The sequence below is a fragment of the Fibrobacter intestinalis genome, from assembly GCF_900167415.1.
In the GTDB taxonomy this organism is placed as follows: Bacteria; Fibrobacterota; Fibrobacteria; order Fibrobacterales; family Fibrobacteraceae; genus Hallerella; species Hallerella intestinalis.
Genome location: NZ_FUWU01000013.1, coordinates 57,155 through 66,280 on the forward strand (window position 1 = coordinate 57,155; position 9,126 = coordinate 66,280).

At 51.9% G+C, this 9,126-nt stretch carries 4 protein-coding genes and 2 pseudogenes; 3 read left to right on the forward strand and 3 right to left on the reverse strand.

Annotation, left to right across the window (positions count from 1 at the left end; all coding sequences use genetic code 11):
- Positions 1-529: 529 nt before the first annotated feature.
- Positions 530-5,683: a DEAD/DEAH box helicase gene (locus B5D40_RS05215; protein WP_078776054.1), complete on the reverse strand. Its 5,154-nt coding sequence runs from the start codon at positions 5,681-5,683 to the stop codon at positions 530-532.
- Positions 5,684-5,754: 71 nt separating this feature from the next.
- Between B5D40_RS05215 and B5D40_RS05220 the strand changes: the two genes are divergently transcribed.
- Entirely contained in the window at positions 5,755-5,958 is a 204-nt protein-coding gene (locus B5D40_RS05220) for a hypothetical protein (protein WP_078776055.1), read from the forward strand.
- Between the two features lie 13 nt (positions 5,959-5,971).
- Here the strand turns inward: B5D40_RS05220 and B5D40_RS05225 are convergent, their stop codons facing one another.
- Complete coding sequence (locus B5D40_RS05225) at positions 5,972-6,685, reverse strand: DUF6261 family protein (protein ID WP_078776063.1); 714 nt, start codon at positions 6,683-6,685, stop codon at positions 5,972-5,974.
- A 508-nt stretch (positions 6,686-7,193) separates the two neighbouring features.
- Between B5D40_RS05225 and B5D40_RS05235 the strand changes: the two are divergent.
- Both B5D40_RS05235 and B5D40_RS05245 read left to right on the forward strand, forming a co-directional pair.
- Positions 7,194-7,670 (forward strand): annotated as a pseudogene (locus B5D40_RS05235) (site-specific integrase); the annotation flags it as partial.
- Between the two features lie 447 nt (positions 7,671-8,117).
- Positions 8,118-8,579, forward strand: a complete 462-nt coding sequence (locus B5D40_RS05245) for a DUF6261 family protein (protein ID WP_078776059.1) — start codon at positions 8,118-8,120, stop codon at positions 8,577-8,579.
- A 100-nt stretch (positions 8,580-8,679) separates the two neighbouring features.
- Here the strand turns inward: B5D40_RS05245 and B5D40_RS05250 are convergent.
- Positions 8,680-9,126, reverse strand: a pseudogene (locus B5D40_RS05250) (hypothetical protein); the annotation flags it as partial.

Genomic DNA, 9,126 nt, shown 5'->3' on the forward strand with positions numbered 1-9,126 from the left:
GCAATCTGGACGCACACGAAGATTGCTTCACCCTAAAGGGTTCGCAATGACGATAATGACCGCCACGCTTCCCGGGATGACGAAAACAACATTGCAAGCGGCAGCCCCACGTCATTGCGAACGTAGTGAAGCAATCCTTTTCTAAAGCCGTCGTCATTGAATAATGCTTTCGTATAAATCTACCCATTCCGTATTGCTTTTTTCAATCCATTCAATTTTCTTTTGTCGGGAAGCCAGCCTTTAATTGTTTTTCTCTCTAAATGGCCTTTGTCACATTATAACGTTTTGTAAACCCTTCAAACAATTTGTTTTTATGTTCATAGACTCTGTAAAACAACTCTGAAATTCGCGGTTCTCACGGCAAAAAAGATTGCATCGTCGCTTCGCTCCAGCAAAGACGAATGCCCCTTTGGGCAAGTAACGCAAAGCGGCAGGACTCTTGTGAAAAGCTCTTCCCCCACACGAAGCTCTAAACTCTAAGCTCTTTATCTCCGCGCCTAGAGATAACGAACTCTCCACAATCCCCCTTCTAAAGCTCCACCTTGGGCAATGCCTTTACGATTTTCACGGTTTCGAGGCTTACGGTGATGATGCGGAGGATCAGGTTGAAAATGTAGGCCGGGTCACCGTGTTCGATGGCCCAGTCGTTGGGGTCGTTCACGATGCCGCTCGCCTTGTCGGTGGTGACGGCGTAGCGTTCCATGAGCCATTCGATGGCGGATTTGCCGTTGACGACGTATTCGTAGGCCTCAAGGGGAATGCTTGCGATGGTGAGCTTTTCGTTATAGACGATGCGGGTCTTGTCGTCAACCTTTTTGGCTTTGCCGTTCCTGTCCTTGCCGTCGATTTTGGGGAAACGCATTTGGCGAACTTGATACAAAGTTTCGGGAGGCTCGGCGCTGTAGCTTGTGCGGACGTCGGCAACTTTGGATTGGAAGAGCGGGAGCGATTCGGCGGCGGCGCTGGAGGAGACGACCATGGCGTTGTAGGGTTCGGCGGTTTCGTAGTTCAGGTGGAGCTGAGCAAGCTTTTTGCCGGCGCAGCTGAATGACCGGAAGTCGCCTGCGCTTTCGACCAGCGGGATGCGGGGGAGCATTTTCTTGAGGTCCGCGCTGAATGCCTCCCGGTATTCTGGGGAATGGAGGAAACCATAGACGTAATAGAAGATGTCTTCTTTCTTGATTTTGGGGTCGGCGTATTGGCTGCGGGCCTTTTTCAAAATGTAGTCGCTGACGGCATCCTTGCGGGTGAATTTTTCCGTGGCGGCAAAAAGGCTGGATTCGTCGGTTTCTTCGTAATAGTAGAGGGGGAAAATTTTGCTGTCGCCAACAGAATGATAATCCGCAAAAGTATTCACCAACAAAGTGGACAACTCTTTAGTGGAACCTTCACAAGAAATGCAAATCACCAGATTTTTACATTCCGATGTAGGGAATAATTGATTCCACAACCCTGGAGATTCAATAAAAGGCTTATCGTAATACAAATGTTCCTTGCAATAAGGACGATAGCATCCTTCTACAAATAAATCCGAGTTGAAATTGTGCGAAACATTTTTTTCGGCATCTCTTTTCAACGCTCTTGTCCAGCTGATATTCGTTGTTGAAAGAGTTAGTTCCGAAATGGAGCCTTCATTCAGTTTTATTCGTTCGTTGTTATAAAACCGAATCATCTTTTCCATATTTCCACTTACTTTCTCTTTTGAAAATCCATAAACCCAGGCATCTCTTCCTGTTGCTACTCCAACGGCATTAATTACAAACCAGCTCTTGCTTTTCTCGTCGAACTTTTTCTCCGGTTCTATCGGCGTCCACTTTCCAAAAGCCTCGTTCCGCTGGTTTATCCAGTCGCCGTGCGCGTTCGGGTGCAGAACGGTCATCTCCAAATGCGTTACGCTTTCGGCGGCCCGGATTTTTTCGAGCTTCTGTTCGCGGGAAAGGTAGTCGCCAATGTCGTAATACTTGATGACCGCCTTTTGGATTGCTTCGTCGCCTGCGGCTCCTCGCAATGACGGAACCCGACTTCCGCTCCTCGGAGTGGCGTTTTCCGCACCCGTCTCTCCGAAACCCGATGTCGCACCCGTCTCTCCGACCCCCGAAACAGCATTCGTCATTGCGAACCCCGAAGGGGTGAAGCAATCTTGACCGCTTTCGGATTGCTTCGTCGCTACGCTCCTCGCAATGACGGTTTCGTCACCCGCGGCTGCCGGCTTCTTGACGAGGATGGTTATGGCCACCGGGGTTCTCGTTCCCACGCCAAAGACATTATCCTTTTCTTTTCGGCGTTGTTCGCCACTGGTGCGCGCATTCCCCCGCAGGTTAAAGACGTAGATTTTGGAAAATTCCTTTTCCAGGCTCTTGCGGAATCCGTCCAATCCGTTGGAATCGATCCAGCTGCCGTTGGTGATGAAGCCTATCACGCCGCCGCTTTTCTTGTCAATCCGGTCGGTCGCCCAGCGGAAAGCCTTGATGTAGCTGTCGTAAGCAGCCTTGTTCAAATTCGCTTCGCTCGTTTGCACATAATGGCGGTCGATGCGGGAATCCAAATCCGGGTATTTCTGGTTTTGCGCGTTGTCGTTGGCGCTCTTCTGCCCCACCGAGTAGGGAGGGTTCCCAATCACCACCTGGATGGGCACTTTCTTCTGTTCCCGCGCCCGGGGCCCGTTCACCGGGAAAACATCCTCGCCAAAATCCTCCTGTTCCGCGTGTTCGCTGAGTTGGAAACTGTCCGTAAGGCAAATTCCCTTGAAGGGCGTGTATTCCTCGGCGGCCATGGCGTCGTGGTAGGCGTTCTCGATGTTCACGCTCGCAATGTAATAGGCCAGCAATACGATTTCGTTGGCCTTGAGTTCTCTCTCAAACTTGCGGGGCAAATCCTTTTTGGCGATGAGTCCGCTCTGGATGAGGCGCGTGATGAAAGTTCCCGTGCCGGTAAACGGGTCGATGATGTTCACGTTCTCGTCGGTGAGCTTGCGACCGAATTCCCGCTGCAACACGTCGTTCACGCTGCGGATGATAAAGTCCACGCATTCCACCGGGGTATAGACGATTCCCAGCTTCTCCACCGTCTTGGGCAAGGCACTTTTGAAGAACTTGTCGTAAAGCTCGATGATGATTTTCTGCTTGCCCTCGGCACTTTCCACGCCTTCTGCCCGGAGTTTCACGCTCTGGTAGAATTTTTCCAGGCTCCGTTTGTCCACATCGTCGCTGGCGTCTTCCACCAGGTCGATAATCCGCTGGAGCGCTTTGGAAACCGGGTTGTTCTGCGAAAAGTCGTAATTTTCAAAAAGTGCTTCGAATACGGGTTTTGTAATCAGGTGCTGGGAAAGCATTTCTATCGCCTGTTCCGCGTCCACGCCCGGATTCAGGTTCTTTTTAAGTGCTTTCAAGAATCGCTCGAATTCCCTTTTGGGCTTCCCTTCGGTAGCGATGAGTTTCCGAATGCGCTCTTCGTGGCGCATGGCGATATCGGCCACGTCCTTCGCCCAGTCTTCCCAATAGCGGCGGCTCCCCACCTTTTCCACCATCTTGGCGTAAATCGCCCCCTGGAGTTCCTGGAACTTGAGTTCCATCTGCTCCTGGAGTTCCTTCTGCTTCTGGCTGGCTTTCGGGTCCACGTGTTCCACGCCACCGGGATTTTGCCCGTTGGAAACGCCGATGCGTCCGCCGGTGAGGCCCTGCCCCGGCTTGGCGGTGCAGAACTGGATCTTGTTCACCATGGCGTTGAAGCGGTCGTCGTGGGCGCGGAGCGCGTTCAGGATTTTCCACACCACTTTAAAACGGTCGTTGTTGTCCAGCACCTTTTCGGCCTTTTCGCCCGAAGGCACGAGAACCGGGATGATGATGTAGCCGTATTTCTTGCCGGGAGCGGTGCGCATCACACGGCCCACGCTTTGCACCACATCCACTTCGGAATCCCGGGCGCTGAGGAAAAGTACCGCGTCGAGGCTCGGCACGTCCACCCCTTCGGAAAGGCAGCGGACGTTGTTCAAAATGCGGCATTCGCCCTCTTCGGTCGTCCCCTTGAGCCAGGCGAGGCGTTCTTCGCGGGCGGAAGAACCCATGCCGCCGTCGATGTGCATCGCCGAAACCCGCACTGTTTCTTTTTGCGCTTCAGGCTTGAGTTTTTCGTAGTAGGATTCTTTCATCCTATTGATTAAATCCACAATTTCCTTGGAAACCTTGATGTTCTGGGAAAACGCCACGGCGCGCTTCATGGGGAGCGGGTCGGTTTCTTTCAGCTGGTGGTCGTCCACCAGCGTGATTTTCGAAAGGGCGTTAAAGCAGCCTACGAGTTTCGCTTCGTCGTCCGAGAGCATTTCGCCGGAGTCCGTAGCAAGGGACTGTTGCAGACTTTCGCTCATGGCCATGGGGTCAATGGTCAGCACAAGCACCTTGTAATCGGAAAGGAGCTGCTTTTCCACGGCCTCGCCGAAACCGATGCGATACATTTCTTCGCCGTATTTGGAAACGTCGTCCATGGAGCAGATTTCGATGCTGTTTTCTTCGGCTTTCTTTTTGCTGCTCTCGCTGTAAAGGCGTGGTGTCGCCGTCATGTAAATGCGCTTTTTCGCCTGGAGGAATTTGTCGTCGTGGACTTTGACAAAGTTGGATTCGTCCTTCCCGGCAAGGGTCACGCCGGTGGTGCGATGCGCCTCGTCGCAAACAATCAAATCGAATTCGAAATCCTTGATTTGCTTTTGAGCTTTGGAAATCACCTCGATGGACTGGTAGGTGGAAAACACGACCGTCATGCCGCCCTTTGGGCCGCTTTTCTGCCGAGCATATTCCAGTTGCTTCACAATGGAACTCACGTCCGTAGAGGCGGGGAGCGCTAAGTCTGTGACGCTGTAGCCGTCGCCTTCTTCGTCGTTTTTCCGCACGGCTTTGGAAACGCTGGAATCCGAACAGATGCAAATCGGGTGGATGGGTTCCTGGGCATCCGCCGTCCATTCACGGAGGGTCTGCCCCAAAAGGGCAATCGACGGCACAAGGAAAAGAATCGTTCCCCGGCTCTGGGTCTCGTTTTCGGCGATACATAGGGCTGTGTAGGTCTTGCCCGTGCCACAGGCCATGACGAGCTTTCCGCGATCGTGGGCGGCTTCCTGAAAATATTCGTGAACTTTCTGGATGGCTTCCTTTTGGTGGTCCCGCGGGGATTTCTTCTTCTGCTGCGCCTTTTCGCCGACGGCTCCCTTGTCCAGCTTTTCCCAATCCACTTTGGCGTTTTCGAGTTCGAGGAGTCCCACCCGGTGGAATTCCGGGTCCTGATTTTCGAGGGAGTTGAGTGCTTCGCTGTTAAAGCCCAACTCAGTGGTGTCTAGCCACAGGCGGAACGCGAAACGGACCTTTTTGCCTTCGCGGTCCTGGAACGTCTTTCCCGATGTGGAAAGGAAGGTATCCACCGCGGGCTTGTCGATTTTCGTGTCGGCTTTATAGCATTTACATTGAATAGCCCAGAAGTCGCCTCCGCTGGTTTCCGCCACCAGGTCGATACCCACGTCCTTGCCGCCGAACTGGTCCTTGGCGAAAAAGTCGTTCCACAGCCAGACATTTTCGAGCGTCCCTGCATACGTCGGGTCCGTTTTCAGGTAACGGAGCATTAAAAGTTCGAACTTGTTGCCCTTGTCGCGTTCGGAGAAGCTTTCCGTGCGGTATTTGTCGAGAATTTGGGAGAAATCCATCGTCGTTCCTTTTGCAAGACACCCCTTCCCAGGGATTTTTATGTTACCCTCAAATATAATTTTAAAAGCGGATGGAACGAAAACTTGACGGGAATGGCTTTTCCCCAAAAAATCCGACATTCCTTTCCCGCGCAAAAGTGCAGCGCAAAGCGGCGGGACGCCGCTTCCCCTGTACCGCCAATACGAACAGGCAGTTTATGCCCGGAGACGGTCGGGAGACCGTCCCTCCTTGCCCCCAACAAAAAAATCCCGGCGGACCGGGATTCCGTGAATAGAGGCGGGTTCGGGCTACTCCACGCTAGGAGAGGGCGCGCCGTCCTTCTTCCGCTTCCCCACCGTTTCGTTCATCTTGGCGATTTCGGCTTCCACATGGCGGACGAAATTGCCATATTTCTCCCCGTCCACCATCGCCATCGTGTTCAGGTAGGGGACGAGCCGGTCGTTTATCGCCGAAACGAGCGGCTTTTTGACACTCGTCGCGCTTTCCACCTTGGAAGAGGCCGCCCGCGTGTATTCCACGTTCGCCACGGAGAACGCGTCCTGCGCCGCGCGGATTTCCGCAAGGCTCTCCGCCACGCCGGGGAGGTTCTGGATGTCCGCCCCGTCCGCCTTGGCAAAGTCTTCCAGCAAGCTCTTGATCAGGGCCGATTCCGCCGTATAGTTCGCAGACGTTATCGACTTTCCGTATTTGCCGAATACCGACAAGAGTTTTTGCGCCGAAGCCCTTTTCCCCGCGAGCGGGATCGCCGCATAGCCCTCCAGAAGCGTGCCGAGGCTTTTCACCGCGTTGTCGCGCACGGTGTCCGCCTCGTCCAGGCCGCTCACCGCCCTGTCCTGCCGGATGGCCGCCGTGATTTTCGCCGAAAGGGCTTCCACCTCCGCCATCACTCCCGAAAGGAAGGCGTCGCCATTCAGGCCGGACTCGTTTTTGTAGTGCGCCACAATCGAATCGGCAAGGCCGTTGATTTCGGCGATGCGAAGGGTGCTGATCACTTTTTTCATTTTTACCTCCATGTTTTTTCGGCTTCCGTAAAAATTACGTTTGCCGGTTTTGTTTTTGGTTTGCGGGAAAACTACGTTCGTTCCCCTGCACTTGGGCGGTCTGCGGAATTATTACGTTTGCCGTCCAAACGTCCGGGCGGCCCGCGGAATCATTACGTTTGCCGTCCAAACGTCCGGGCGGCTTGCGGAATCATTACGTTTGCCGTCCAAACGTCCAGGCGGCCCCGGAATTATTACGTTTGCCGTCCAAACGTCCGGGCGGCCCGCGGAATTATTACGTTCGCCATCCCGGCTCTTGGGCAGCGTGCATAGAAACTTCGTTTTGTCGCCCTGAAGGGATTATAACTTAATAATCAACATTTTGCACAAATAAATCCATTCTTTTCCGTTTTTTTACGAACAAGCAAGGAGGGACGGTCTCCCGACCGTCCAAAGAATCTAGAAGTCCGAGGAAGAATTTTCTGCAAAATCCGACGCTCTATTCCCCTTCTGTCTTTCCGAGCTTTGCGGTCTGCGCCATGGGGATTTTGATTTTCAGGCCGAATGCTTTCGCATTTCCCGTATCTATCACAGAATCCAATCGCCCGGCGAAAAATCCAAAACAAAACTAATTTTCGAAAATCCCAAGACGCCCACTTCTTTTCGGGAAATTCCCCTTCCGATTTGCCTGTGTCAAAAAATGTCGTCCAAAAATCTCCCATCGGATTTTTATATTCTCACCGGAAGCCCAAAGCCCATGGAACCGCGGCTATTGAATTACCACTTTTCAAAAATCCAGAAGGAGCTGAAAATTCCGTATTCCCACTTTCATATTCTGCGGCACACTTACGCCTCCCGCGCCATGGAAACAGGAACCGATGCCAGGACTCTCGCCGAAATTCTAGGCCACGCCAATGTGAAAACGACTCTTTCGCTCTATGTGCATCCAAGCCTGAAACACAAGCAGGAATGCCTTGCCCATTCACTTTCGGCACTCGCTTCTTGAATTGCAAAAAAGGAAGACGAAAATTGTCGTAAGCTACCAACTCTCTTTCACGTTCCCCGCGTCATGCCAAACGCATATTTCTCGCCATTCCAAATACCAAAGAAAAGCATCGATATAACAATTGGTCGTCATATCGCAAAAGTGGCTCGTACTCATTGGACAATTCGATGTTTTTGGCCACTTTAAGCTGGCTGTTCGGCGACGAAGTTTCAAAAACGGCAGTTGCACGGCGAATGCCCCCTCCCCGCAACCGGAAAGCCATTTTAAATAGGAATTTTATTTTACTACAGCCCCGCATTGCTTATAAATGCTATTCTCACATAAATTGTGAGACTTTTGTAAATCCTCGTTAAAATGAACAAAAGGAAATCCAAGATAAATAAAGGCCTCCTCTAAAAATTTCTTAAAAAAATCGGTAGCATTAGAGTAGCTAGTTGTCAGTGGCCAGTGGTTAGCGAGCTTGCCGCCAAAAACGAAGCAGCGCAAAAGCTCAACGCCATTTTCGCCAAATACGGAAAATCCATTGTGTCTGCGAGCTATGCGGCGGAATCGTCCCTCATCGAAAGCCTGCTTGCGGATTTTGACAAGGACGAAGCAAAAGAGTCCGCCAAGGCACTTGACGGCGTACCGGAAATCCTTTCGCAGATCCGTGAGGCGCAAGACGCCTTCTACAGGGTGAGCGACGAATACACGGCGGCGAATGCGGTAAAGGCAAACAGCGCGACCTCGTTCAAGAAACCGCTTATGCCCCTCATCAATGAAAAGCTCGTGCCATATTTGACGGCGATGAAAATGGCAAACGAGGCGGTTTTCGGCTATTTTCATGCGAATGCCGAAAAGGAAATTGCCCGGATCAACGAAACCGTTTCCCGCCGGAGCGTCAAGCTGGAAAAGGCAGACGTTGAATAGGCTCCATTCAACGAATTCAAGGAAGGTCGGTTCATAACTGACCTTTTTTGCATCATCAAAAAAGCCCCGCACAAAGCGAGGCCTAAGTTGGAAATAGAAATTACAAATTTTGGATTTCTTCTTCAGAGAGGCCGGAAACATTCGCGATGAGATCCAACGAAGCCCTGCCATCCTTGAGACGTTTAGCAATTCTTCGGCAGGCGATTATATCACCTTCTTCTCGTCCCCTTTCCATGCCAATCCCGATACCTTTTTCAACACCAATTCCAATGCCTTCCTCCCGTCCTTCGCTTCTCCCCTCTTCGTACTTGGCGGCGAGGGCTTTCTCTTCGGCGTCGGCGATGGTCTCGTAGCCGTAGGCTTCGGATGTCTTGATGAAGTCCATTTTGAATTCCTCTTTCTCTTCCTTCGGGAGCAGTTTCTTCAAATATAGAAAAGTCTCCGTGAGGAAATTCTCCGCTTCGTCCTGGTGGAAATCGACAAAATTAATAAGATGTGTTACAAAAAAAGCCCCGCACAAAGCGAGGCCTAAGTTGGAAATAGAAAT

Coding starts and splice junctions, on each gene's coding strand:
- B5D40_RS05220 (WP_078776055.1), top strand. CDS start 5,755: ATGGAACGAAAACTTGACGGGAATGGCTTTTCCCCAAAAAATCCGACA.
- B5D40_RS05225 (WP_078776063.1), bottom strand. CDS start 6,685: ATGAAAAAAGTGATCAGCACCCTTCGCATCGCCGAAATCAACGGCCTT.
- B5D40_RS05215 (WP_078776054.1), bottom strand. CDS start 5,683: ATGGATTTCTCCCAAATTCTCGACAAATACCGCACGGAAAGCTTCTCC.